Origin of the sequence: Vibrio mangrovi, from assembly GCF_024346955.1 — a bacterium.
GTDB lineage: Bacteria > Pseudomonadota > Gammaproteobacteria > Enterobacterales > Vibrionaceae > Vibrio > Vibrio mangrovi.
Genome location: NZ_AP024883.1, coordinates 1,098,804 through 1,123,192, shown reverse-complemented (window position 1 = coordinate 1,123,192; position 24,389 = coordinate 1,098,804). Strand labels below are relative to the sequence as shown.

The 24,389-nt window shown below is 45.9% G+C and carries 22 protein-coding genes; 7 read left to right on the top strand and 15 right to left on the bottom strand.

Going from position 1 to position 24,389, the window contains the following annotated elements:
• Positions 1–15: 15 nt before the first annotated feature.
• Complete coding sequence (gene argS, locus OCU74_RS05125; RefSeq protein ID WP_087480553.1) at positions 16–1,749, top strand: arginine--tRNA ligase; 1,734 nt, start codon at positions 16–18, stop codon at positions 1,747–1,749.
• A gap of 74 nt (positions 1,750–1,823) precedes the next feature.
• On the opposite strand, the gene OCU74_RS05120 is transcribed toward argS, so the two are convergent.
• Together OCU74_RS05120 and OCU74_RS05115 are read right to left on the bottom strand one after the other, a co-directional pair.
• Positions 1,824–2,243, bottom strand: coding sequence for a DoxX family protein (locus OCU74_RS05120; protein WP_087480552.1), 420 nt, complete (start codon positions 2,241–2,243; stop codon positions 1,824–1,826).
• A gap of 141 nt (positions 2,244–2,384) precedes the next feature.
• Entirely contained in the window at positions 2,385–3,269 is an 885-nt protein-coding gene (locus tag OCU74_RS05115; RefSeq protein ID WP_087480551.1) for a LysR family transcriptional regulator, read from the bottom strand.
• Between the two features lie 118 nt (positions 3,270–3,387).
• On the opposite strand from OCU74_RS05115, the gene OCU74_RS05110 reads away from it, so the two are divergent.
• The 3 genes from OCU74_RS05110 (at position 3,388) to OCU74_RS05100 (ending at position 6,553) form a co-directional block, all read left to right on the top strand.
• A complete protein-coding gene (locus OCU74_RS05110; RefSeq protein ID WP_087480550.1) occupies positions 3,388–3,897 on the top strand; it encodes a phenolic acid decarboxylase in 510 nt (169 codons plus the stop codon).
• A gap of 495 nt (positions 3,898–4,392) precedes the next feature.
• Positions 4,393–6,048, top strand: coding sequence for a methyl-accepting chemotaxis protein (locus tag OCU74_RS05105; protein WP_087480549.1), 1,656 nt, complete (start codon positions 4,393–4,395; stop codon positions 6,046–6,048).
• 73 nt (positions 6,049–6,121) lie between these two features.
• Positions 6,122–6,553, top strand: coding sequence for an HIT domain-containing protein (locus OCU74_RS05100; RefSeq protein ID WP_200807706.1), 432 nt, complete (start codon positions 6,122–6,124; stop codon positions 6,551–6,553).
• Between the two features lies 1 nt (position 6,554).
• On the opposite strand, the gene OCU74_RS05095 is transcribed toward OCU74_RS05100, so the two are convergent.
• The 4 genes from OCU74_RS05095 to OCU74_RS05080 form a co-directional block, all read right to left on the bottom strand.
• Positions 6,555–6,785: a FeoC-like transcriptional regulator gene (locus OCU74_RS05095; RefSeq protein ID WP_087480547.1), complete on the bottom strand. Its 231-nt coding sequence runs from the start codon at positions 6,783–6,785 to the stop codon at positions 6,555–6,557.
• Positions 6,782–9,067: a Fe(2+) transporter permease subunit FeoB gene (gene feoB, locus OCU74_RS05090; protein ID WP_087480546.1), complete on the bottom strand. Its 2,286-nt coding sequence runs from the start codon at positions 9,065–9,067 to the stop codon at positions 6,782–6,784. Before feoB ends, OCU74_RS05095 begins: the two co-directional genes overlap by 4 nt.
• Positions 9,064–9,294: a FeoA family protein gene (locus tag OCU74_RS05085; RefSeq protein ID WP_087480545.1), complete on the bottom strand. Its 231-nt coding sequence runs from the start codon at positions 9,292–9,294 to the stop codon at positions 9,064–9,066. Before OCU74_RS05085 ends, feoB begins: the two co-directional genes overlap by 4 nt.
• Before the next feature lie 387 nt (positions 9,295–9,681).
• Complete coding sequence (locus tag OCU74_RS05080; protein ID WP_087480544.1) at positions 9,682–10,566, bottom strand: zinc ABC transporter substrate-binding protein ZnuA; 885 nt, start codon at positions 10,564–10,566, stop codon at positions 9,682–9,684.
• A gap of 80 nt (positions 10,567–10,646) precedes the next feature.
• Between OCU74_RS05080 and znuC the strand changes: the two genes are divergently transcribed.
• Together znuC and znuB are read left to right on the top strand one after the other, a co-directional pair.
• Positions 10,647–11,435, top strand: coding sequence for a zinc ABC transporter ATP-binding protein ZnuC (gene znuC / locus OCU74_RS05075; protein ID WP_087480543.1), 789 nt, complete (start codon positions 10,647–10,649; stop codon positions 11,433–11,435).
• Positions 11,428–12,213 (top strand): zinc ABC transporter permease subunit ZnuB, encoded by a 786-nt coding sequence (gene znuB / locus OCU74_RS05070; RefSeq protein WP_087480542.1) that lies wholly within the window; start codon positions 11,428–11,430, stop codon positions 12,211–12,213. The genes znuC and znuB overlap by 8 nt, the downstream gene beginning before the upstream one ends.
• Positions 12,214–12,263: 50 nt before the next feature.
• Here the strand turns inward: znuB and sucD are convergent, their stop codons facing one another.
• The 8 genes from sucD to sdhC all read right to left on the bottom strand — a co-directional run bounded on the left by sucD (position 12,264) and on the right by sdhC (position 21,860).
• Positions 12,264–13,136: a succinate--CoA ligase subunit alpha gene (sucD, locus tag OCU74_RS05065; RefSeq protein WP_087480541.1), complete on the bottom strand. Its 873-nt coding sequence runs from the start codon at positions 13,134–13,136 to the stop codon at positions 12,264–12,266.
• Positions 13,136–14,302 (bottom strand): ADP-forming succinate--CoA ligase subunit beta, encoded by a 1,167-nt coding sequence (gene sucC, locus OCU74_RS05060; protein WP_087480540.1) that lies wholly within the window; start codon positions 14,300–14,302, stop codon positions 13,136–13,138. The genes sucD and sucC overlap by 1 nt, the downstream gene beginning before the upstream one ends.
• Before the next feature lie 194 nt (positions 14,303–14,496).
• On the bottom strand, positions 14,497–15,705 hold the full coding sequence (gene odhB, locus OCU74_RS05055) for a 2-oxoglutarate dehydrogenase complex dihydrolipoyllysine-residue succinyltransferase (protein WP_087480539.1): 1,209 nt from the start codon (positions 15,703–15,705) through the stop codon (positions 14,497–14,499).
• Positions 15,706–15,732: 27 nt separating this feature from the next.
• The gene (gene sucA, locus OCU74_RS05050; protein WP_087480538.1) at positions 15,733–18,546 is read right to left on the bottom strand and encodes a 2-oxoglutarate dehydrogenase E1 component; all 2,814 of its coding nucleotides are present in this window, start codon (positions 18,544–18,546) and stop codon (positions 15,733–15,735) included.
• A gap of 87 nt (positions 18,547–18,633) precedes the next feature.
• Complete coding sequence (locus tag OCU74_RS05045; RefSeq protein ID WP_087480537.1) at positions 18,634–19,344, bottom strand: succinate dehydrogenase iron-sulfur subunit; 711 nt, start codon at positions 19,342–19,344, stop codon at positions 18,634–18,636.
• Between the two features lie 15 nt (positions 19,345–19,359).
• Positions 19,360–21,126 (bottom strand): succinate dehydrogenase flavoprotein subunit, encoded by a 1,767-nt coding sequence (sdhA, locus tag OCU74_RS05040; RefSeq protein WP_087480536.1) that lies wholly within the window; start codon positions 21,124–21,126, stop codon positions 19,360–19,362.
• A complete protein-coding gene (gene sdhD / locus OCU74_RS05035; RefSeq protein ID WP_087480535.1) occupies positions 21,127–21,474 on the bottom strand; it encodes a succinate dehydrogenase, hydrophobic membrane anchor protein in 348 nt (115 codons plus the stop codon).
• The gene (sdhC, locus tag OCU74_RS05030) at positions 21,468–21,860 is read right to left on the bottom strand and encodes a succinate dehydrogenase cytochrome b556 subunit (protein WP_087480534.1); all 393 of its coding nucleotides are present in this window, start codon (positions 21,858–21,860) and stop codon (positions 21,468–21,470) included. Before sdhC ends, sdhD begins: the two co-directional genes overlap by 7 nt.
• A gap of 392 nt (positions 21,861–22,252) precedes the next feature.
• Here sdhC and OCU74_RS05025 point away from each other — a divergent pair, with 392 nt between their 5' ends.
• Positions 22,253–23,542: a citrate synthase gene (locus OCU74_RS05025; RefSeq protein ID WP_087480533.1), complete on the top strand. Its 1,290-nt coding sequence runs from the start codon at positions 22,253–22,255 to the stop codon at positions 23,540–23,542.
• A 77-nt stretch (positions 23,543–23,619) separates the two neighbouring features.
• On the opposite strand, the gene OCU74_RS05020 is transcribed toward OCU74_RS05025, so the two are convergent.
• A complete protein-coding gene (locus OCU74_RS05020) occupies positions 23,620–24,375 on the bottom strand; it encodes a Nif3-like dinuclear metal center hexameric protein (protein ID WP_087480532.1) in 756 nt (251 codons plus the stop codon).
• Positions 24,376–24,389: the final 14 nt, after the last annotated feature.

Genomic DNA, 24,389 nt, shown 5'->3' with positions numbered 1-24,389 from the left:
TTGAAGGATAAGTACGTGAATATCCAAGCACTGATAAACGATAAAGTATCTCAAGCACTTGAAGCAGCCGGTGCGCCTGCCGGTAGCCCAGCAGCCGTCCGCCAGTCAGCCAAACCACAGTTTGGCGATTATCAGGCCAATGGCATCATGGGTGTTGCCAAAAAACTCGGCACGAATCCACGCGAGTTTGCTCAAAAAGTACTGGATGTACTTGATCTGGACGGAATTGCCAGCAAGACAGAAATCGCAGGTCCGGGATTCATCAATATTTTCCTCGACGAAGCATTCCTGGCACAACAGGCAGAAAAAGCACTCGCCGATTCCCGGCTTGGTGTCGCTCAGGAAGCGCCTCAGACAATTGTCGCTGACTATTCCGCACCCAATGTTGCTAAGGAAATGCACGTCGGCCATCTGCGTTCAACGATCATCGGTGATGCAGTGGTCCGCACCCTTGAGTTTCTGGGACATAAAGTCATCCGGGCAAACCATATCGGTGACTGGGGAACTCAGTTTGGTATGTTGATCGCCAACCTGGAACGTATTCAGCAAAGTGAAAATGCCGAGTCGATGGAACTCGCAGATCTGGAAGCTTTCTATCGCGAATCCAAAAAACGCTATGACGAAGATGAAGCGTTTGCAGAGAAAGCCAGAAACTATGTGGTAAAACTGCAAAGTGGTGATGCATTCTGCACACAAATGTGGAAAAAACTGGTCGATATCACCATGACTCAGAACCAGTTCAACTATGACCGTCTGAATGTTTCCTTAACCCGTGATAATGTCATGGGAGAAAGCATGTATAACGCTATGCTGCCGGAAATCGTTGCCGATCTGAAAGCCAGAGGCTTAGCTCAGGAAGATGATGGCGCCCAGGTGGTATTTCTTGATGAGTTCAAAAATAAAGATGGTGAACCCATGGGGGTAATTATTCAGAAGCGTGATGGTGGTTACCTCTATACAACTACTGATATTGCCTGTGCCAAATACCGCTACGAACAATTGGGGGCCGATCGAGTTCTGTATTTTATTGACTCGCGTCAGCATCAACATTTGCAGCAAGCCTGGACTATCGTGCGGAAAGCCGGTTATATCCCGGAAGAAGTATCACTGGAGCACCACGCTTTTGGCATGATGTTAGGGAAAGATGGACGTCCGTTCAAAACCCGGGCCGGTGGAACAGTCCGTCTGGCCGATCTGCTGGATGAAGCAGAAGAACGGGCAACCCGGCTTATCGAAAGTAAGAATCCGGAACTGGCGCAGGAAGAAAAAACATCAATCGCCAAAACTGTAGCAATGGCTGCGGTAAAATATGCAGACCTGTCAAAACACCGGACAACCGACTATGTGTTCGACTGGGACAATATGCTGGCTTTTGAAGGAAATACCGCGCCTTACATGCAGTATGCCTACACCCGGGTTGCATCTATTTTTTCCAAAGCAGGAATGACCATGGATCATCTCAACGGAGAGATTCAGATTACCGACAGTAAAGAAAAAGCGATTATCACCAAACTGTTACAGTTTGAAGAAACAGTACAGTCAGTTGCCCGTGAAGGCCAACCACACCTGATGTGTGCTTATCTGTTTGAACTGGCAGGACAGTTCTCCAGCTTCTATGAAGCCTGCCCGATTCTGTCAGCAGAAAGTGAAACAACCCGTGACAGTCGTCTGAAACTTGCGGCACTGACAGCGAAAACTATTCAGCAAGGACTGAATCTTCTGGGTATTCAGACACTTGAGCGAATGTAGAATTCCCCTGTGACAAAACAAAGAACCCGGCAGTATGCCGGGTTCTTTGTTATACGGTATTCTTCAGTCGGGTTTTAATCCGGACGCACTGCATACTTGCCCGATCCCAGAAGCAGAATCGTGATTGACGCAAATAAATAAGTACCGATATCCTCAACTTCCCAGGCTCCAAACTGATTCAGCGAGAAAAAGTCATCCCGGTGTACCAGTCCGATCACGACAAGCGAAGTCCCTATCATTGCTGTCGCAGCAAAACGGGTGAACAGGCCTAGAATAATCATGATCGGCGCGACAACTTCCCCCAGGTAAGCAGCATAAGCAAGAAAAGCCGGTAAACCTAAATCAATAAACAATCCCTGAATAAACCCGGTTCCTGCAAATATTTTATGAATACCATGTAACAAAAACATCAGGCTAAAACTCACCCTGAGAACCAACTTCGCGGCATCCGGATGATTCAACCCTGCTTCAATTTTACTGATCAACTCACTCATCAATCACTCCTAATCAATCGGTTTCACATCGAGTATATCGATAACAATTGGAAAAACATAGATGTAGTTTTTATCATCTTCATCAAAAAATTCGAACAAGAATGCTGTCCTAAATCAAAGAATTGGAACATTCTTCCCAACTCATCCATCTGCTGATGATAAGTTTGTTTCCTGAATGATCTGTACTAGTGCCTGTGATGTCGGGCTCAGATGATCATAATCGGTATAAGTGAGATAGAGCGGAATCTTTCTCATCAACCCGGTTGCCAACGGAAGCAATTTCAACTCATTCTGCTCAAGCAAAGTCTGAATCATATGCTTGGGAAGCCAGCCAAAACACAACTGACTGCGTACCGCTTCTATTGCACTCTCAATCGTATTTACAGTCCAGCGCTGACTTGGCTTCTCAATCATTTCCGGTGAGTATTCGTATCGGTTATCCATATAAACCTGGGTATGATGATGTAGATCGGTCATGGTTAATGCAGAATTCTTCATGTGGTGCAGCGGATGATTCGGATGAGCAACACCCACAAGCTCAACATCCAGTAATTTTTGCCCCATCAGCTCACCATAAAAAGGTAACCCAATCGCCAAATCCCCCACTGAAAAGTTGAATGACGGCGTAAAACGTATCACTTCTTCCAGCTCAACCTGAGTGTGAGGAAAGTTTTGCTGAAATATCTTCAGGGCAGAAAACAACAGCGGTTTCGGATAAATACAGTCAACCGTAAGCCGGATCCGGGCCGCAGCACCGGCTGTCAGAAATTTCGCCCTGCTCTCTATATTGGTAAATTCTCTGAGCAAAGGCCGGACATCTTCCAACAGTGCCACACCAATCGGGGTCAATGCGACCTTCTTCCCTTCGACAACCAATAAACTGGCGCCTAACTGCTCCTGCAAGTTTTTAATGGCATAACTCACGGATGACTGGCTGCGGTTTAATTGTCTGGCCGCCGCAGTAAAACCGCCGATATCAACTACGGTTTGCAGCACAAACCATTGTTCAAGTGTGGAACGATGCATATGAATCCATCTGATTTTTAGATTGTTTTACCGCAAAAATAGCGTTTATCAATTTAAAAATCAAATGATATATTCTCTGCATCATCTTTCTATACGAATACGAAGTAAGGAAAACAATATGAATAATCCAGAACAACAGAGAGCAGAATTAAACAGACTGATCGGAAAACACTTGGTTTATACATACGACAACGGCTGGCAATATGAAATCTATGTAAAATCAGAAAACGTCTTTGATTATCGTATTCATAGCGGTATTGTTGGCGGTCGCTGGGTTACCGATCAGGAAGCACACATCCATTCTGTTGGTAATAATGTTTACAAGATTTCCTGGGATGAACCAACCGGAACAACGGTAAGTCTGACAATTAATCTGGACAGAGAAGAAGTTCACGGCGTTATCTTCTTCCCTCGTTGGGTCTTCAATGATCCGAAAAAAACCGTTTGCTATCAGAACGAGCACCTTGATTTAATGCGTCAGTACCGCGATGCAGGTCCAACTTATCCAAAAGAAGTCATTGATGAGTTTGCCAAAGTGACCTTCATTGAAGACTGTGGTGCCAACAGAAATGATATTATCGCTTGTGCACCATCAGAACTCCCTGAGTCTTTCCCTGTAATGGCTTAAGCATATTAATCATGACGACTGATAGAAAATAAAGTGATTCTTTATCCAGTGACTATTTATATTAGCATTCTTCTATATAAGAAAGTTCCATAATAGATAACCTAAATTCTATTATCAGCTAATATAGTCTCTTCAAAATTCACTCATTTTCTATCATATCTTTCGGGAACCAAACCTGAAGCTAAAGTATATTCAATACCAATATATGTTGTGAGTAAGCTATTACTCACAACCTCTTCCAACACTAATTCATATTCACTTCAAATATAAACAATCTCTAATGTTGCTAATATTTGCTCCCGTTAACAAAACCGTAATTTTCTGTTTAAATTATACGTGGATAAACAGCATTGTTTTGATACTCTCCCAACACCGTTATTGAGATAAAAAATAATTCTTACTCGATAAACATTCCTGAACGCACCAAAAACGATCAATATACAGAAAACAAAGATAATCACCTGCGTATTCATATCAGTGACAGGGAGAATATATATGCTAAGTCAGTTAACAACCTCAGCCAGACTATGGCTCTTTGCCATCCTAAGTATTCTGGGTATTGCCCTGATCGGCCTGAGTGGAACTTTAAGCCTTCATAAAATGGGCAGTGATACATATAAGAGCATCTATACTATCGAATCAGAAAGTAATGGACTCATGGCTGTCGAACAGGCAAAAATCAGTTTATTACTACAAGTAAAAGCCTTTAAAGACGCTCTAATTCGGGGTAATACAAAAGAGACTCTGGCAACTTATTCCGGCGAATTCAGACAGCATCGTCAGGAAGTCGTCCAGTTTCTGGATAAAACCCGCCAACAGATGCAAAAGAAACAATTATCAACCCAGCAGATACAAACACTGATCCAACGGCATCGAACCCTCAGTGATCAATATATGCAGGCACTCGATAAATATCAGATTGATGATCCGAATGCAGGGAAAAAAATTGATGCCATGGTTAAAGGTATTGATCGGCCCGCTTTAACAGCAATGAATGAACTGGTACATGAGTTAGAAACACATTTCAGCCATCATATAGAACAACAACTGGCGAACATGGATACAAACACACAACAGGCGACATTTTATTCTCTGTTGATTAGCTGCTCCGGTGTGCTGATTATTATTGCCCTCTCTGTCTGGATTAATCGAAATATTATGCGTCAGCTCGGAGGAGATCCGGCTTATGCCACTAAAATAGCGAAGACGATTGCTGCCGGAAACCTGACAACAAAGATACAACTCAGATCCGGCGATAATGATAGTCTGCTGGCGCAGATGTATGACATGCAATCTTCCCTGTCTAAAATCATTACACAGATTCATCAGGCAGGCGACATGCTCGCCAGCGAATCACAACAGTTGGCGGCAGCATCTCATCAGGCAGCCATCAGTATGAACCAACAGAATGATGCTTCGGCAACGATCGCTTCTGCAATAGAAGAACTGACCTATGGCATTAATCAGGTTACCGAAAATGCAACTCAGGCCATGGGCTTATCTGATGAAGCCAGAACATCGGCTGTCCATGGTGCAGGGAGCATGAAAGAAACGATCCGCGACATAGACATCATTGCCGGTTCTCTGCAAAGTACGACTCAGTCGATTCAGCGGCTTGGTGAACAATCCAATCAAATCCATCATGTGATTGCGGTAATTCGCGAGATTGCAGATCAAACCAACTTACTGGCGCTGAATGCTGCAATTGAAGCTGCCAGAGCCGGTGAAAGCGGACGGGGATTTGCCGTTGTCGCAGATGAAGTCAGAACGCTGGCAGAAAAAACCGGTAGCTCAACGGTTGAAATTGCAGAAACCATAACTTCTATCCAGAAAGACACACACCAGGTGATCAATGAAATGGAAGGATGTATGTCGCAGATGCAGCCGGTGATCAACGCCGTTGATTCCACAGATCAAATGATGAAGGATATCGAATCCGGAACACAAAGAGTCCTGAACGCACTGGATGAGATTACTCAAATTTTAAACGAGCAGACAAAATCAAGTGATGAAGTTTCCCAGAGTGTTGAAGAAACTGTCCAAATTAACCGGGCGAATAGTCAGGCAATTACGGAAGTATCCGATGCTGCACATAGTCTGCGGGATATTGCTCAGAATCTATTGGGTAGTGTACAGCGCTTCTCGGTTTAACAGAGAATGACACTCCGGACTCTACCGGAGATGTGATATTCTCATTTCTGTTTTATTGATTTCAGGCATCAGGATTATGGATTTCGAACTTCATCCTCAGTTACAACAAGATACAACCCTGTTAGGTAACTTCCCGCTTTCTCTGGTATTACTGCATCGGGATCAGGCTGTTCCGTGGATTATTCTGGTCCCAAAACGTTCCGGGATCACAGAGTTCCACCATTTACCGATGGTGGACCAACAACAGTTTCTGATTGAATCTCAATGGGTCTGTCAGGTATTAGAATCTCAGTATCAACCAGACAAAATCAATCTGGGCGCTCTGGGGAACATGGTCCCTCAGCTTCACTACCATCATATCGCCAGATTTACCCATGACGAAGCGTGGCCCGGCCCTGTCTGGGGAAATACTTCCGGAGTCCACCGCAACGATGCGGAACAACAACGTATAGCACAGTCGCTGATAACTGCACTATCTGAAGCAGAGATCTTTACACCAGCTTAATTCACAGAATTGCGGTCAGCGAAAGTGTCTGAGGATGATTGACCGCATAACGAATCCGACGCACCTCGCCACCGGGACGCGTATCGACGAAGCGGGAAATTATGCCTTTTTTCACCCATACTCCCAACATTGCGTCGACACCATCTTCACTCATACGGAAGCGGCGTGCCAGTTCCACACCGCTGGTCGTTCCATGCTGTTCCAGATAACTTTTCAGTTCATTCAGAATCATATGACTTGAGTCTCAAGTTTTTTCAGGGAATCTCCCCAATGTTTCAACCAAAGATACAATCCACATCCACTGAGTAATATTGCGGAGATCCACAGAATACTTTGCAACGGATGCACTGTGATATTAACGGCCTGATAAAACAGGGTTGCCGAACAATAAGCTAAACCGAAAGTCCAGACGACAATAAAACGCGCATACTGAGAACCAAATTCTCTGACATAGGCTCCCATGGCTGCCACACAAGGTGTATAGAGTAAAATGAAAATCAGGTAAGCAAATGCTGCCGAATGACTTTTAAAGTAATATTGCAGATTACTGTATATTGATGAATCCACTTCCTGATCTTGTGCAACACTCTGAGTATCAGATAAATCACCAACTTCAATGCCCAGAGGATCAGAGAAACTCAGTGACATCAGGTTATCAGGGATCGTTTGCAGAGCTTCCTGCAAACTGGCAAGCAAATCAAAATCATTCCCTTCATCTGACTGCGAGGAATAGAGATTATTCAGCGTACCGACAACGGCTTCTTTGGCAAACAGTCCGGTGACAATACCAACGGTAGCCGGCCAGTTGTCCTGCTGTATTCCAATTGGCGCAAAGAAAGGTGTTACCCGTTGCGATACTTTTGATAATACAGATGTATCGCTGTTTTCATGACCAAAACTGCCATCAGTGCCGACAGAATTCAAAAAGCTCAGAACTGTAACCACGACCACGATCGTTTTTCCTGCCCCCAGAACAAAACGTTTCAGCTTCTGCCATGTTTTAATCAGAATATTTTGCAGTGTAGGAAGCTCATAATCCGGTATTTCCATCACCAGACTTTCACTACTTCCCGGGTAAATCGTATGGCGTAATACCATTCCGGTAAATACCGCGGCAGCAATTCCCAGCAAGTAAAGAGAAAAGACTACATTCTGTCCACTATGCGGAAAAAATGCCGCAGCCAGCAAAGCATAGACAGGTAATCGGGCACCACAGGACATGAAAGGAGCCATAGCAGCAGATAACCGTCTTTCTCTTTCCTGATCTAAAGTCCGGGTTGCCATAATCGAAGGAACATTACAGCCAAATCCCAGAATCAGAGGTACAAAAGCCTTACCCGGTAATCCGATCTTCTGCATGACTTTATCCAGCACGAATGCCGCCCGGGACATATAACCGGAACTCTCCAGCACTGCAAGGAACAGATAAAGACAGGCAATCACCGGAATAAAGGTTGCAACGGTCTGAATCCCGCCACCGAATCCATCAACCAACAGCGTAACCAGCCACACAGGAAGATATTGATCCAGCAAAGCATGTCCGCCATCAACAAGCAAAGCTCCGACAGAAATATCAAAAAAGTCGATAAAAGCGCTCCCGATATTTATCGAGAACATAAACATCAGGTACATCACCAGAAAGAAAAAAGGAATCCCAATCCACTTATTCAGTACGACCTGATCAACACGTTTGGTGAAGCTGTGGCCCAGCACACCCTGCTCACGGCGAATATTCTGACACTGTTGATGGAGCCAAGTGTATTTAACATTAGCAACATGTAAATCGATATCCAGAGGACAATCACGCTGTAGCGTATCCAACTGTACCCGGACCGGTTCAGGCAACGGATTAGTAATCAAACGATCCCCACCCAAGGCCCGAATAGCCAAGGCTCGGGATGAAACCTCTTGCGATGAGCTTTCTGGTGAGGCAAAAAACGGAAGTGCTGCATCGATGACGGCTTCAAACTGCTGACCGTAATCCAAACGCAATTCATTCAGAGCAATTCCCTGTAATAAAGTTTTATGTAAATTCTCTTTAAGCTGTGAAACCTGCGCTTTATTGTTGGCAGAAATAGGATAAACCGGACATCCCAGCAGTTGCTCCAGCCGTTTAACGTGAATCGAACGGCGCTCTCTTTTGAGCACATCCATTTTATTCAGTACAACAATCATTGGCCGGCCCAGCTCACGAAGCTGCAACGTCATATACAGACTCCGCTCCAGGCAAGTTACATCCACAACATTCAGAATCAAATCTGCCGGATGTGACAGTATTGCTTTTGATGCAATCGACTCATCAATACTATGACTGTCATTACCACTGTCCAGCGCATAAATGCCCGGCAAATCGGTCAGGCAAAACTCGTTTCCGGAATGCATATATTTTCCGGTCTTTTTCTCAACAGTAACACCAGCCCAGTTCCCAACCTGCTGACGAGCGCCGGTCAGCCCGTTAAACAAGGTCGTTTTGCCGCTGTTAGGATTCCCTACAGTTAAAATATTATATTTCACCCGACAATCTCCACTTCAATGGCTGCCGCAATCTTTTCTCTGATTGCCAAAGAAACACCCCGGACTTCGATCTGAAGCGGATCGCCCATTGGCGCTTTCCTGATCAACAGAACCGGAGTATCGGGTAAAATACCCATGATCATTAATCGTTTCCGGACTTCAGCAGAGAGTTGATGAAACCCTCGAATGGAGGCCCGTTGACCGGGATTTAACTGGGACAGTTTCATACTTAATACCTACGGTATGATTTATGAGAAGCATTCTCGTTATCAATTCTAAGTATACGCATAAATATGATCAGGCTTATTGAGAAGGATCAAAAATAGTTAATTTCCGAATTCTGCTCTTTGATGTTATCCAGCAGTATTGAAGACTTCCCGATGCATTCAACAGTCTCACAAATGAGACAGCACTCTGCAAATGAAAATGTTAACCTTGCGTGGCTTATCGTAGAACGCATCTCTGACCAGAGCGGTGTTCTATAGTGAGATAACCTATCTACTTATTTTTCGTCGAAATTTATTTTCGGCAAACACTTCAAACAATTCCGAAGTATTCATGACGGCGGCTTTCGCCCGTGGTATAGCTGATGCTATACCACGTCATTTCTTTGATTATTTCTGGCTCTTAAAACAGCTAATGTAACTTTGACTCAATGAACTTAAAAAGTGGAAATAACTCCCTTTAGCCAATGGAATATCAGTAGCCAGCGGGTCAAGCACACCGATTCTGGCTGATGTTCCGCGAGTAACACTGGTAATGACTGACGGTAAGAACTGCGGCTCAGAAAAGATGCACACTCCAGGCTGTTTTTGCAGTGTGGTTCGGATATCAATCAAAGTCTTTGCCCCCGGCTTCCGATCCGGACTGACGGTAAAATGTCCGATATTATTCAAATGGTAGTGAGACTCAAAATACTCATACGCATCATGAAAAACGTAATACGGTGACTGCTGATATGCCGCCAGCTGAGTCTGAATCTGGTTATCCGTTTCAGTTAACTGCGCCAGAAAGCGGGTCAGGTTTGTCTGATACTGCGTGGTGTGGTTCGGATCAAGTTGGATCAGGCGGGCAGAGATCGCCTTTGCAACTTCGCGAACCTGCTCAATCCCCAGCCAGAAATGTGGATCGGTATTGCCATGATGATGACCATCATCCTCATGTGATGCAGAAAAGTGTCTGAAATGGGCGTCTTTTATCTGGCTGATTGTCAGTCGCCCGGATTGCTGTGACAGCACTTTTGCCAGAAAAGGTTCCAGCCCTTCACCAAACCAAATCACCAGATCGGCCTGTCTGATTCGCTTTACATCCGAAGGACGAAGTGCATAATCATGCGGTGAAGTATTAGCTGCAAGCAACACATCAGGCTCATCCACACCTGCCATTAATTCATAACTGATCATCTGGATCGGTTTGACGCTTGTTAACACATTGAGTGCCCACACGGGGACTGACATACAAAAAAGCAGTGTGAATGTCGCGAGACGAAAGAACTTCATGAATTTTATTCCCAAGTTGTAGCTTCAACATACCCGAAATGTTACATTATAACATTACTATTTTGCAAACGAGTTATTTCATGTCGACGCTGATCGAACTACAAGATGTTTGTGTTGCATTCAACCAGAGAAATGTTTTAGACCATATCAGTCTTACAGTTGATCAAGGTAAGATAACAACACTTATCGGCCCAAACGGGGCCGGGAAATCCACACTGGTCAAAGTCCTGCTGGGACTACAGTCGATTGATGCAGGGAAAGTCATCAGAGCCCCGCGACTGAAAATCGGTTATGTACCCCAAAAGCTGCGCCTGAATGACACATTACCTCTGACCGTACAACGTTTCCTAAAACTTGCCGGACGCTACAGCCGACAAGAACTGCAAAATGCACTGACTGTTGTCGGTGCCGAACATCTGGCTCATGGCGATATGCATAATCTGTCCGGCGGGGAAACCCAGCGTGTTCTGCTGGCCCGAGCACTGCTGCAACGTCCGGACATTCTGGTGCTTGACGAACCGACACAGGGTGTCGACATTCAGGGGCAAATCGACTTATATGAATTGATCCAAACTCTCAGACAACGTTTCGGATGTGCGGTTTTTATGGTTTCTCATGACCTTCATCTGGTGATGGCACAAACAGATCATGTTGTCTGCCTTCAACATCATATCTGTTGCCATGGTGCCCCGGCGGATATTACCCAACATCCCAACTATATTGCTTTATTCGGGCAACGGCGTCATGACGAATCTCTGGCCTTTTATCATCATCAACATCAGCATCATCATGATTTAGCCGGACAGCCGGTTTCCGGTGATGCAACACAGTGTAACCATCATACTCACGGACATCATCACCATGGTTGACATTATACTTCCTGCGATTCTGGCAGGTGTCGGTATCGCACTGATTGCCGGTCCACTCGGCTCCTTCGTCGTATGGCGGAAAATGGCCTACTTCGGAGATACGCTGGCACACGCCTCTCTGATGGGACTCGCTTTCGGCTTCTTACTTGATATCAACCTGAACCTTGCCCTTTCAGTGTGTTGTCTGGCTATTGCAGCTATTTTGGTGGTACTACAAAGACAGAAATTCATTGCGACAGATACCCTGTTAGGGATTCTCGCACACAGTTCTCTGTCAGTCGGTCTGATTGCAGTCAGCTTTCTGGATGATGTCCGTATCGATCTGATGAGCTACCTGTTTGGTGACTTACTTGCGGTTACTCCCAGTGATTTGTATTTTATCTGGGGTGGCGTATTGGTCATTGCTATCCTGCTTTACTTCATCTGGCAACCATTACTCTCTTCCAGTGTGAATGAAGAACTGGCTTCCGTTGAAGGAACGAATGTCGACTTAATGCAACTGCTATTAATGCTGATGGTTGGTCTGGTCATTGCTGTCGGGATGAAATTCGTCGGCGCTCTGATTATTACATCTCTGCTGATTATTCCCGCAGCCGGAGCCAGAAGATTGTCAACCACTCCGGAACAAATGGCTGCTTTAGCTTCCGGTATCGGTATCATCGCTGTTCTGAGCGGGCTTTATTTTTCCTGGGAATTTGATACACCAGCCGGACCGTCAGTAGTTATTTCGGCAAGCTGTCTATTCATACTTAGCCATCTTGTCAAAACCAAAGCATAAAAAATCCCCCTCAACAGAGGGGGGATTCATTTAACTCAACCGGTAATCACTTACCAGCCAGTGACATCCCGTAAAGCCTGACCAATGTTGGCAAGACTTTTCACGGTTTTCACTCCGGCAGCTTCAAGTGCAGCAAATTTCTCGTCTGCTGTACCTTTACCACCAGAAATAATTGCACCAGCATGTCCCATACGTTTACCCGGAGGTGCCGTCACACCAGCAATATAGGAAACCACAGGCTTAGTTACATTTTCTTTAATGAATGCAGCAGCTTCTTCTTCAGCCGTTCCACCGATTTCACCGATCATGACAATCGCTTCTGTTTCTGGATCTTCTTCAAACAACTTCAGAATATCGATAAAGTTCGATCCCGGAATCGGGTCGCCACCAATACCAACACAAGTTGACTGACCAAACCCTTCATCGGTCGTTTGTTTTACGGCTTCATAAGTCAAAGTACCCGAACGGGAAACAATACCGACTTTCCCTTTCTTATGGATATGTCCAGGCATGATACCGATCTTACACTCATCAGGAGTGATAACTCCCGGACAGTTTGGCCCAATCATACGCACGCCAGCTTCATCCAGACGAACTTTAACATCCAGCAGGTCAAGCGTCGGAATCCCTTCAGTAATGGTTACAATCAGTTCGATACCAGCATCGATCGCTTCCAGAATCGCATCTTTACAGAAAGGAGCCGGAACATAGATAACAGACGCTGTCGCGCCAGTGGCTTCAACAGCTTCACGAACGGTATTGAAGACAGGTAAACCCAGATGAGTCTGACCGCCTTTACCCGGAGAAACACCACCGACCATTTGTGTGCCGTATGCAATCGCCTGTTCTGAGTGGAAAGTACCTTGTCCGCCAGTGAATCCCTGACAGATTACTTTTGTCTCTTTATTAATCAATACAGACATTATTTACCCTCCGCAGCAGCTACAACTTTCTCAGCAGCTTCAGTCAACGAAGTTGCAGCAATAATGTTCAATCCACTCTCATCCAGCTTCTTCGTACCCAGTTCAGCGTTGTTCCCTTCCAGACGAACCACGACAGGAACGGAAACACCAACTTCTTCAACCGCACCGATAATACCGTCGGCAATCAGGTCACAACGGACAATACCACCAAAAATATTAACCAGAACAGCCTGTACATTGCTGTCGGAAAGAATGATCTTGAATGCTTCGGTTACTCGCTCTTTGGTCGCACCGCCACCAACATCCAGGAAGTTAGCCGGACTGCCACCGTGCAGGTTGACAATATCCATGGTTCCCATTGCAAGACCAGCACCATTAACCATACAGCCAATATTGCCATCCAGTGCAACGTAGTTCAGTTCCCATTGTGCGGCATGAGCTTCACGCTCATCTTCCTGTGAAGGATCGTGCATCTCTCTCAGTTTTGGCTGACGGTACAATGCGTTTGAGTCGATATTGATTTTCCCGTCAAGACAAAGCAGATCGCCATCTCCGGTAATAATCAGCGGGTTAATTTCAAGCAACGCCAGATCATACTGACTGAACATTTCACCAAGACCCATGAAGATTTTGACGAACTGTTTAATCTGATCACCTTTCAGGCCCAGTTTAAATGCCAGTTCACGTCCCTGATAAGGTTGTGGACCAACGAGAGGATCGATGGCTGCCTTGTGAATCAGTTCCGGAGTCTCTTCAGCAACTTTCTCAATTTCAACACCACCTTCGGTTGACGCCATAAAGACAACACGACGGCTGGAGCGGTCAACTACAGCACCGAGGTAAAGTTCGTTCGCAATATCAGATGCAGCTTCAACCAGAATTTTTGCAACAGGCTGACCATTTGCATCTGTCTGGTAAGTCACCAGGTTCTTACCTAGCCACTTCTGGGCAAAATCACGAATACCATCTTTTGTATCGTGTAGTTCAACGCCACCGGCTTTTCCCCGGCCACCAGCGTGAACCTGGCATTTTACGACCCATTTCGTTCCACCAATCTTACCTGTGGCTTCTGCAGCTTCCTGTGGCGTGCTGCATGCGTAACCATCAGGAACCGGCAGACCAAATTCTGCAAAGAGCTGTTTGGCTTGATATTCATGCAAATTCATTGTGCTATTCCGTTGTATATTATTTTTTCATTCGATTTCGCTTAGACGAAACGAAACATTTTGCAGGGTACTCAGTACTCGCTGAAACATGACAGCATGTTTATTTCCATACATGCTGACAACACAAGACCAGGTGTTGAGCAACCCAGCCTGCATGGCGGGTATCCGGAAGAAGATACCCGCCATATCATTCATTACACATCCAACAGCAGACGTGTCGGATCTTCCAGCAGTTCTTTAATTGTGACCAGGAAGCCTACGGATTCACGGCCATCAATCAGACGATGGTCATAAGAAAGTGCCAGATACATCATTGGCAGAATTTCTACTTTGCCATCAATCGCCATCGGACGATCCTGGATTTTGTGCATGCCAAGAATCGCAGCCTGAGGCGGGTTAATGATTGGTGTTGACATCAGAGAACCAAAGACACCACCGTTGGTCACAGTAAAGTTACCACCGGTCAGTTCTTCAACGGTTAACTTACCGTCACGGCCTTTTTCTGCCAGACCTTTAATTCCTTTTTCAATCTCTGCCACACTCAACATATCGCAGTCTTTCAGGACTGGTGTCACCAGACCACGCGGTGTTGATACAGCAATACTGATATCGAAGAAATTATGGTAAACAATATCGCTACCATCAATTGAAGCGTTCACTTCAGGGTAACGTTTCAGCGCTTCTGTAACCGCCTTGATATAGAACGACATGAATCCCAGACGGATACCATGCTTCTTCTCAAACAGATCTTTGTACTGTTTACGCAGATCCATAATCGGCTTCATGTTCACTTCATTGAAAGTCGTCAGCATTGCAGTGCTGTTTTTGGCTTCCAGCAATCTCTCTGCAACCCGCTTACGCAAACGAGTCATCGGAACACGTTTCTGACTACGCTCAGTGGTCGGCATAGCAATTGGTTCTGATTTACTTTCTGCTGATGCTTTGGGAGCAGATGCCAAATAAGCTTCAACATCTTCACGGGTGATTCTGCCACCGACACCGGAACCTTTCACCTGAGATGCTTCAAGGCCATGCTCGGCCATCAGACGGCGAACCGCCGGGCTCAAAGCATCATTACTCTCTTCATTCAGGGCTGCTTTATGGCGCTTATCCGGAGACGGCTCAGTAGAAGCAGTGGTATCCGAAGTCGGTTCTCCAGCTACAGCTCCTGGTTTTAAGCGCGCCAGCAACTGTTTTGAAAGGACTGTCGCACCTTCTTGTTCCAGAACTTCTTCAAGAACACCAGACTCTGGGGCCGGGACTTCTAATACAACTTTGTCTGTTTCGATTTCGACTAAGACTTCATCACGCTCAACTGCATCTCCCGGATTTTTATGCCAGGTTGCTACGGTTGCATCTGCTACCGATTCAGGTAAATCCGGAACCAGAATTTCAACTGTCATACTTATTTTTCCTTTTACTTCTAGTTCTTAATCTAGTTTCAGCGCATCATCGACGAGCGCTCTCTGCTGTTTCAAATGAACCGACATATAACCGACAGCCGGAGAAGCTGATGCAGGACGTCCTGCATACTTCAGTTCAGCGCCAGCAGGAATTGCGGCTCGGAAATTATGCTGACTACTGTACCAGGCTCCCTGATTCTGCGGTTCTTCCTGGCACCAGACATAGTCTACAGCATTGGTATAAGGCGCGATCGCCGCCCGGACATCTTCCAGTGGGAACGGATACAACTGTTCGATACGCACAATGGCAACATCGCCTTGCTCATTATTACGACGTTGTTCAAGCAAATCGTAATAGACTTTACCTGAGCAGAATACAACCCGTTTTACCTGACTTGCATCCAGTTCATCAACTTCCGGAATTGCCGGCTGGAAAGTACCGCTTGCCAGATCATCCAGAGAAGAGACACACAATGGATGCCGCAGCAGAGACTTAGGTGACATCACAATCAGAGGACGTCGCATCGGACGAATAACCTGACGTCTCAGCATGTGATAAACCTGAGCCGGTGTTGAAGGAACAATGACCTGCATATTCTGCTCAGCGCAAAGTTGCAGATAACGTTCCAGACGTGCGGAAGAGTGTTCCGGCCCCTGACCTTCATAGCCGTGTGGCAGCAGCATGGTAATCCCACACAACCGGGCCCATTTCTGTTCTCCGGAAGAGATAAACTGATCGATAACGACCTGAGCACCATTGGCAAAATCACCAAATTGCGCTTCCCAGATCGTTAAACCACCGGGTTCCGCAGTCGCATAGCCATATTCAAAGGCCAGCACCGCTTCTTCGGATAACACGGAATCAATGACCTGAAATGGTCCCTGATTACTATGCAGGTTCTTCAGTGGAATATAAGTACTTGCATCATTCTGGTTGTGAAGCACCGAGTGACGATGGAAGAAAGTTCCACGTCCGGAATCCTGACCTGAGATACGGATTCGGTGACCGTCATCAACTAACGTCGCGTATGCCAGAATTTCTGCCATCCCCCAGTCCAGAGACTTCTCACCATTGATCATCGCCAGACGATCGTTATAGATTTTCTCAACCCGACTCTGCAACTTATGACTTTCCGGATACAGACAGACGCGTTTGCCGATGTCTTTGAGTCTCTCTAAATCAAACTCATTTTTCCAGACTTCATCCCACTCATGAGATAAATAAGGTGACCAGTCGACAGAATGCATCGCCATCGGACGCCACTCTTTCACAACAACTTCACCATGATCCAAGGCATCACGATATTCGTTGACGGCCTGAGTCACGGCTTCAGCATCAATGTCATTACGCTCAACCAGCATGTCACCATACAGTTTCCGCGGCGTCGGATGCTTCTTAATCTTCTGGTACATCAGCGGCTGTGTCGCATTCGGCTCATCGGCTTCATTGTGACCATGACGACGATAGCAAACCAGATCAATGACAACGTCCTGCTTAAATGTATTCCGGTAATCCAGCGCAATATGAGTAACAAACGCGACAGCCTCCGGATCATCCGCATTGACGTGGAAAATCGGAGCCTGAACCATTTTAGCAATATCGGTACAGTACATCGTCGAACGGGTGTCCCGCGGATTGGATGTTGTAAACCCAACCTGATTGTTGATGACGATACGCACTGTTCCGCCAACCTGATAACCACGCGCCTGCGACATATTGAATGTTTCCGCAACCACGCCCTGTCCGGCAACGGCAGAGTCACCATGAACGGTTATCGGTAAAACTTTTGAACCGTCTTTGTCACCCAGTCTGTCCTGACGGGCCCGAACCGATCCCATCACCACAGGGTTAACGATTTCCAGATGCGACGGGTTGAATGCCAGCGCCAAATGGATATTTCCTCCCGGCGTCGCAAAGTCAGCCGAGAAACCCTGATGGTATTTCACATCCCCGGTTCCCCAGGTTTCATCATGTTTTCCGGCAAACTCATCAAACAGATCCTGAGGACGTTTCCCCAAAACATTCACCAGCATGTTGAGACGTCCACGGTGGGCCATTCCAACAACAACTTCCCGCATTCCCTGAGCTCCGGCCCGGCGAATCAATTCTTTCGTCATAGGAATCAGTGCATCACCGCCTTCCAGAGAAAAGCGCTTCGCACCGGGGAATTTTGCTCCGAGATAACGTTCCAGACCTTCAGCAGCGGTTAACTCATCGAGGAAAGTCATCTTCTCTTCTTTGGTAAAGGATGGCTGACCGACAACCGATTCAAGACGTTGCTGAATCCAACGTTTTTGCTCGGTATTTGTCATGTGCATGTATTCTGCACCGATGGCACCACAGTAGATCTTATTCAAAGACGTATAGATGTCTTTCAGTTGCATGGTCTCCTGACCAATAGCAAAAGAACCGACATTAAACGTCTCTTCCATGTCATCAGGATTGAGATTATGAAATGAGGGGTCGAGCTCAGCCACTGTGGGCCGTTGCCACAGACCGAGCGGATCTAACTGAGCCGCTTCATGACCGCGGAAGCGGTACGCATTGATTAATTGTAATACTCTTACTTGTTTTGCATCGACATCGGGGTCACTAACTTGGACATTGTAATGCTTTGTCTCTTGAGCGAGTCGACGGAAGTAGTCACGGACACGTGAATGTGGTTGTTCAGCCACATTACTATCATCAGGGTTAGATAACCCGTCAAAAACACGTTTCCACTCCTCACTTACCAGGTCGGGATCACTTAAATAGAGTTCGTAGATATCTTCTACGTACGTTGCATTGGCGCCAGCCAAGTGTGAAGACTCGAGCCATGCCTTCATCACGCCGTTGTGCATATTTTCCCTTTACCAGTAGTTTTCACGTTTTGCTTCGGTCTACGCCGAGCTCTAAAAATGCAGGTCCGAAGACCTGCAAAATATTATTTAAACGGAACGTTTAATCAACATTGACTTAATATGACCGATTGCTTTCGTTGGGTTCAGTCCCTTAGGACAAACACTGACACAGTTCATGATGCCATGGCAACGAAAAACACTGAACGCATCATCAAGATTAGACAAACGTTCATCTGTTGCTGTATCCCGGCTGTCAATCAGCCAGCGGTAAGCAGCTAACAGTCCGGCAGGACCGATAAATTTATCCGGGTTCCACCAGAACGAAGGACAAGAAGTCGTACAACATGCACACATAATACATTCATACAATCCATCCAGATGTTCACGATCTTCAGGAGATTGCAAATTTTCTCTGGAAGGCGGTAAATCCCCGTCTGAAATCAGGTAAGGTTTTACTTTTGCGTAATTATCGTAAAACTGTGTCATATCTACGATCAAATCCCGAATTACCGGAAGCCCCGGTAACGGACGAATGACAATTTTATCGCCGGACAAATCCGATAAGGGCGTAACACATGCCAAGCCATTTTTACCATTCATGTTCAAGCCATCAGAACCACACACCCCTTCACGGCATGAACGACGGAATGCAATTGACGGGTCCTGCTCTTTCAGCAGAATCAATGCATCCAGTACCATCATATCCGAACCTTCAGGAACGTCCAGTGTATAGTCCTTCATATATGGCTTTTTATCCACATCAGGATTATAGCGATACAAAGAGAAGTTAAGTTTCATGACGTTGTCCTCCCCTTAGTATGTACGAATCTTCGGTGGAAACGCTTCGCGATGAACTGGCGCCATATTCACATCACGCTTGCTCATCTGTTCCGTTTCCGGATTATAAATTGAGTGGCACAGCCAGTTTTCATCATCCCGGTCAGGATAATCAAAGCGGGCATGAGCACCACGGCTCTCTGTACGGTAGTTTGCCGCAACAGCTGTTGAAAAAGCAGTCTCCATCAGGTTGTCCAGTTCCAGACATTCAACCCGCTGGGTATTGAACTCTGTCGACTTGTCAGCCAGATGTGCATCTTTCAGCCGCTCACGAATCACTTTGAGCTCTTTCAGACCTTCAGCCATGGCTTCACCTTCACGGAAAACCGAGAAGTTATTCTGCATACATGCTTGCAGGTCTTTACGGATTTGTACCGGATCTTCGCCACTCTTACTGTTTTCCCAACGCATATAACGAGACAGTGAAGCTTCAATATCTGACTCACTTGCATCACGCGATTCTGTTTGTGCTGCCAGCGTTTCACCCAAGTGCAGTCCGGTCGCCCGGCCAAAGACCACCAAATCCAGCAGAGAGTTTCCACCCAGACGGTTTGCCCCATGCACAGAGACCGACGCAATTTCACCACAGGCAAACAAGCCCTGAATATCGATATCCTTACCGGAAGCATCCTGTTTCACGGCCTGACCGGAAACCTGAGTCGGAACGCCACCCATCATATAGTGGCAGGTTGGGATTACAGGAATCGGTTCTTTTACCGGGTCAACGTGAGCAAATGTCCGTGAAAGTTCACAAATACCTGGCAGACGAGATTCAAGAACTTCTTTACCCAAATGATCCAGTTTCAGTTTGATATGTGTTCCCCAAGGACCATCACATCCACGACCTTCACGGATTTCAATCATCATCGAACGGGCAACAACATCACGCCCGGCCAAATCTTTAGCATTCGGTGCATAACGCTCCATGAAGCGTTCACCATCTTTATTCAGCAAATAACCACCTTCACCCCGGCAGCCTTCGGTTACCAGAACTCCGGCACCGGCAATACCGGTGGGGTGGAATTGCCACATTTCCATATCCTGCATCTGTACGCCGGCACGTAGAGCCATACCAACACCATCACCAGTATTAATATGGGCATTCGTTGTCGAAGCATAGATCCGTCCGGCACCACCAGTTGCCAGAACGGTTGCTTTGGCTTTGAAGTAACAGACTTCACCGGTTTCCATACATAAAGCAGTACATCCCATCACGGCACCATCCTGGTTCTTCACCAGATCTAAGGCATACCATTCTGAGAAAATTGTAGTTTTATGTTTGATGTTCTGCTGATACAAAGTATGCAGCAAAGCATGACCGGTCCGGTCTGCTGCTGCTGCAGTTCTCGCAGCCTGTTCACCACCGAATTCTTTGGACTGTCCGCCAAAAGGACGCTGGTAGATAGATCCATTTTCAAAACGGGAAAACGGCAAACCCATCTTTTCTAGCTCGATGACAGACTCTGGGCCATTTTTACACATATATTCGATAGCATTCTGGTCACCGATATAATCAGAACCTTTCACAGTATCGTACATATGCCATTGCCAATTATCTTTATGCGAATTTCCTAATGCGACAGTAATTCCGCCTTGTGCAGACACTGTATGAGAACGTGTAGGAAACACTTTAGATAGCAAAGCACAAGAGAGGCCTTGCTCAGAAATTTGCAGTGCAGCTCGCATGCCTGCACCACCGGCGCCGATCACGACGGCATCAAATTCTCGAACTGGAATAGTCACTTAAGCACCCCACAATACAAACAGACCAGAGAAAAAATACCCCAACAGCACAGCAATGACAGCAAGCTGTAACAGGCCACGTAGCGGTGCGGATTTCACATAATCCGTCAGCACCTGCCATAAACCGATCCAACCGTGAATCAGTACGCAAACCAGGGCAATCATTGTGAAGACTTTTGTAAATGTACCACTCCAGAAATCGAGCCATAGCCCGTAGGTGAGATCACCGGAGAAAGCAAAAAAACAAACAAGGTAGACGGTATACAGGGCCATAAGAATTGCAGTTGCACGAACCAGTAAGAAATCGTGAACGCCATTACGCCCTACAGATGAAACATGCTTTACCATACCATTACCCCCGCCAGCAGAGATAAGACGACCGTGATGGCAAACGAGATTTTCGCCGTTTGCTTACCGGACTCTAACTCTTCAAAATAACCGAGATCCATAATCAGATGGCGTACTCCGCCGACAATATGGTAAGACAGTGCAGTCAATATCCCCCATAGGACAAACTTCACGAAGAAGCCTCCTACAAGTTCCGATGCATATTGAAAACCTTCCGGAGAAGATATCGAGACAGACAACAGCCACAGTAAAATTCCGATAGCGACAAAAGTGATTACACCTGAAACACGATGAAGAATAGATGCAATCGCAGTGATCGGAAAGTGGATGGTCTGCAAGTCAAGATTTACGGGTCTTAAATTTCTTTCTTTCACAGGCTTGCTCACTCAGCTCCCCATTGAGCATTATTGTTATAAATGAAGAGTCAGCCCTAACTGATAAGTTTTAACAATATTTATACAACTCTAAGCGGAAAACGGATAAAACTTGATAAAAAGTTGTTAAAATTTAGTTAAGAAATGTAACAAAAATTTCTCACTGGTCACATCTTATACAGTCCAGACTGACTGGATTCCCAGCCAATATAAGGCTCGCAACATTCTAATACAATTGACGTAACAATTTTTGCTACATAGAACATATTTTTAACTTAATTCGTGCAAAAAACGCAATTGAGTGCACACATCGCAGGAGAAAAATTGACTTTAATAGATTCCAGAGTTAAAAATTCCTTCGCAAACATCCTGGACGGATTAAATAATAAACAAAGGAGATTGTTATGGCAGATAAGAAAGCGACCCTTCATGTTGAAGGAAAAGCGCCAATCGAACTGCCAATTATCAACGGTTCTATGGGACCTGAGGTAATTGATGTTCGACAACTGGGAGCAAATGGCTATTTCACTTACGACCCCGGTTTTCTTGCCACTGCATCTTGTGAATCTCAAATCACCTATATCGACGGTAACAAAGGAGTTCTGCTCCATCGCGGTTACCCTATCGATCAATTAGCGAATAACGCAGACTATCTGGAAGTCTGTTATATTCTTCTTTATGGTGAAGCCCCAAACAGGAAGCAATACTCAGAATTTAAAACTACAATTTCGCGCCATACGATGGTTCACGAGCAGATCGCCAGCTTTTTTCACGGTTTCCGCCGAGATGCTCACCCTATGGCAATTATGGTTGGTGTTGTTGGTGCACTTGCTGCGTTCTATCATGATTCTCTGGATATCAACAACGACAGCCACCGGGAGATCGCTGCATATCGCCTTCTCTCTAAAATGCCGACATTGGCATCAATGTGTTATAAATACTCTGTCGGTCAACCATTCATTTATCCCCGTAACGATTTAGGTTATGCGGAAAACTTCCTTCATATGATGTTCGCAACACCATGTGAAGAGTATGAAGTAAACCCGATAGTCGCACGGGCAATGGATAAAATTTTCACCCTGCATGCTGATCACGAACAGAATGCTTCGACATCAACTGTTCGTCTGGCTGGTTCTTCTGGTGCAAACCCGTTTGCATGTATTGCTGCAGGTATCGCATCACTATGGGGACCAGCTCATGGCGGTGCAAACGAAGCATGTCTGCGAATGCTTGAAGAAATCGGTAGTGTCGATCGAATTCCGGAATTCGTAGCTCGGGCAAAAGACAAAGACGATCCATTCCGTCTGATGGGCTTTGGTCACCGGGTTTATAAAAACTACGATCCACGTGCAACTGTTATGCGTGAATCCTGCCATGAAGTATTGAAAGAACTGAATATCGACGATCCGCTACTGGATGTCGCGATGGAACTGGAAAGAATTGCCTTGTCTGATGACTATTTTGTCGATAAGAAACTTTACCCAAATGTCGACTTCTATTCAGGTATCATTCTGAAAGCGATTGGTATTCCAATCTCAATGTTCACGGTTATTTTCGCGATGTCACGGACAATCGGCTGGATTGCTCACTGGAATGAAATGCACAGTGATCCTGAAAGTCGTATCGGTCGTCCTCGTCAGCTTTATACCGGACATAAACTTCGTGATTTTTCCCCACTACACGAACGTGAATAATAAAATCCAGATGTTTGCATAAATCAAAGGGCGGGTTGAGTGATCAACCCGCCCTTTTGAGCCTTAGAACGTTTTTTTTAAACCGGATTGTCAATATCGACAAACTCAACCTCAAGATCCTGAGTCTGAGCCAGCCATTCCCCTAAAGCTTTCACACCATAACGTTCAGTCGCATGATGACCAGCTGAAAAATAGTGAATCCCTTGTTCTCTGGCACTGTAAGTTGTTCTTTCAGAAATTTCACCAGAAATAAAAGCATCCAGCCCTTTCGCCGCAGCCAGATCAATAAAATCCTGCCCGCCACCGGTACACCAGCCAACCGTGGATATCAGTTGTTCTTCACCTGAAGGAATATGAAGCGGTGCACGTTGCAATACAGCTGCAATTCTCTGACTCAAATCAGTACTACTGACCGGCTCTCTGAAAGAACCATACATTGCCACCGACTGCTCATGCCCTTCCAGCCCTCCGGTCACGTCAATACCTAATAGCCGGGCCAGACAGGCGTTATTTCCAAGTTCAGGGTGAATATCCAGCGGTAAGTGGTAAGCATACAGGTTGATGTCATGCTGAATTAAAGTCCGGATCCGCTTCCCTTTCATTCCCCGGATCGGCTCAGGTTCCCGTTTCCAGAAATAGCCGTGATGGACTAAAATCGCATCGGCTTGCAGCGCAATTGCTTTTTCAATCAGAGCCTGAGAGGCAGTAACACCAGTCACAACTTTTCTGATTTCTGACTTGCCTTCAATTTGCAATCCGTTAGGGCTGTAATCCTGAATTAAATCGGGACGCAGTTTCTCGTGGAGTAATGCTTCGAGCTCGAAGTTATTCATGGTTCTTCCCGCTT

Coding starts and splice junctions, on each gene's coding strand:
- OCU74_RS05120 (WP_087480552.1), bottom strand. CDS start 2,243: ATGAGTGAGTTGATCAGTAAAATTGAAGCAGGGTTGAATCATCCGGAT.
- OCU74_RS05115 (WP_087480551.1), bottom strand. CDS start 3,269: ATGCATCGTTCCACACTTGAACAATGGTTTGTGCTGCAAACCGTAGTT.
- OCU74_RS05110 (WP_087480550.1), top strand. CDS start 3,388: ATGAATAATCCAGAACAACAGAGAGCAGAATTAAACAGACTGATCGGA.
- OCU74_RS05105 (WP_087480549.1), top strand. CDS start 4,393: ATGCTAAGTCAGTTAACAACCTCAGCCAGACTATGGCTCTTTGCCATC.
- OCU74_RS05095 (WP_087480547.1), bottom strand. CDS start 6,785: ATGATTCTGAATGAACTGAAAAGTTATCTGGAACAGCATGGAACGACC.
- OCU74_RS05085 (WP_087480545.1), bottom strand. CDS start 9,294: ATGAAACTGTCCCAGTTAAATCCCGGTCAACGGGCCTCCATTCGAGGG.
- OCU74_RS05080 (WP_087480544.1), bottom strand. CDS start 10,566: ATGAAGTTCTTTCGTCTCGCGACATTCACACTGCTTTTTTGTATGTCA.
- znuC (WP_087480543.1), top strand. CDS start 10,647: ATGTCGACGCTGATCGAACTACAAGATGTTTGTGTTGCATTCAACCAG.
- znuB (WP_087480542.1), top strand. CDS start 11,428: ATGGTTGACATTATACTTCCTGCGATTCTGGCAGGTGTCGGTATCGCA.
- sucD (WP_087480541.1), bottom strand. CDS start 13,136: ATGTCTGTATTGATTAATAAAGAGACAAAAGTAATCTGTCAGGGATTC.
- sucC (WP_087480540.1), bottom strand. CDS start 14,302: ATGAATTTGCATGAATATCAAGCCAAACAGCTCTTTGCAGAATTTGGT.
- odhB (WP_087480539.1), bottom strand. CDS start 15,705: ATGACAGTTGAAATTCTGGTTCCGGATTTACCTGAATCGGTAGCAGAT.
- sucA (WP_087480538.1), bottom strand. CDS start 18,546: ATGCACAACGGCGTGATGAAGGCATGGCTCGAGTCTTCACACTTGGCT.
- OCU74_RS05045 (WP_087480537.1), bottom strand. CDS start 19,344: ATGAAACTTAACTTCTCTTTGTATCGCTATAATCCTGATGTGGATAAA.
- sdhD (WP_087480535.1), bottom strand. CDS start 21,474: ATGGTAAAGCATGTTTCATCTGTAGGGCGTAATGGCGTTCACGATTTC.
- OCU74_RS05025 (WP_087480533.1), top strand. CDS start 22,253: ATGGCAGATAAGAAAGCGACCCTTCATGTTGAAGGAAAAGCGCCAATC.
- OCU74_RS05020 (WP_087480532.1), bottom strand. CDS start 24,375: ATGAATAACTTCGAGCTCGAAGCATTACTCCACGAGAAACTGCGTCCC.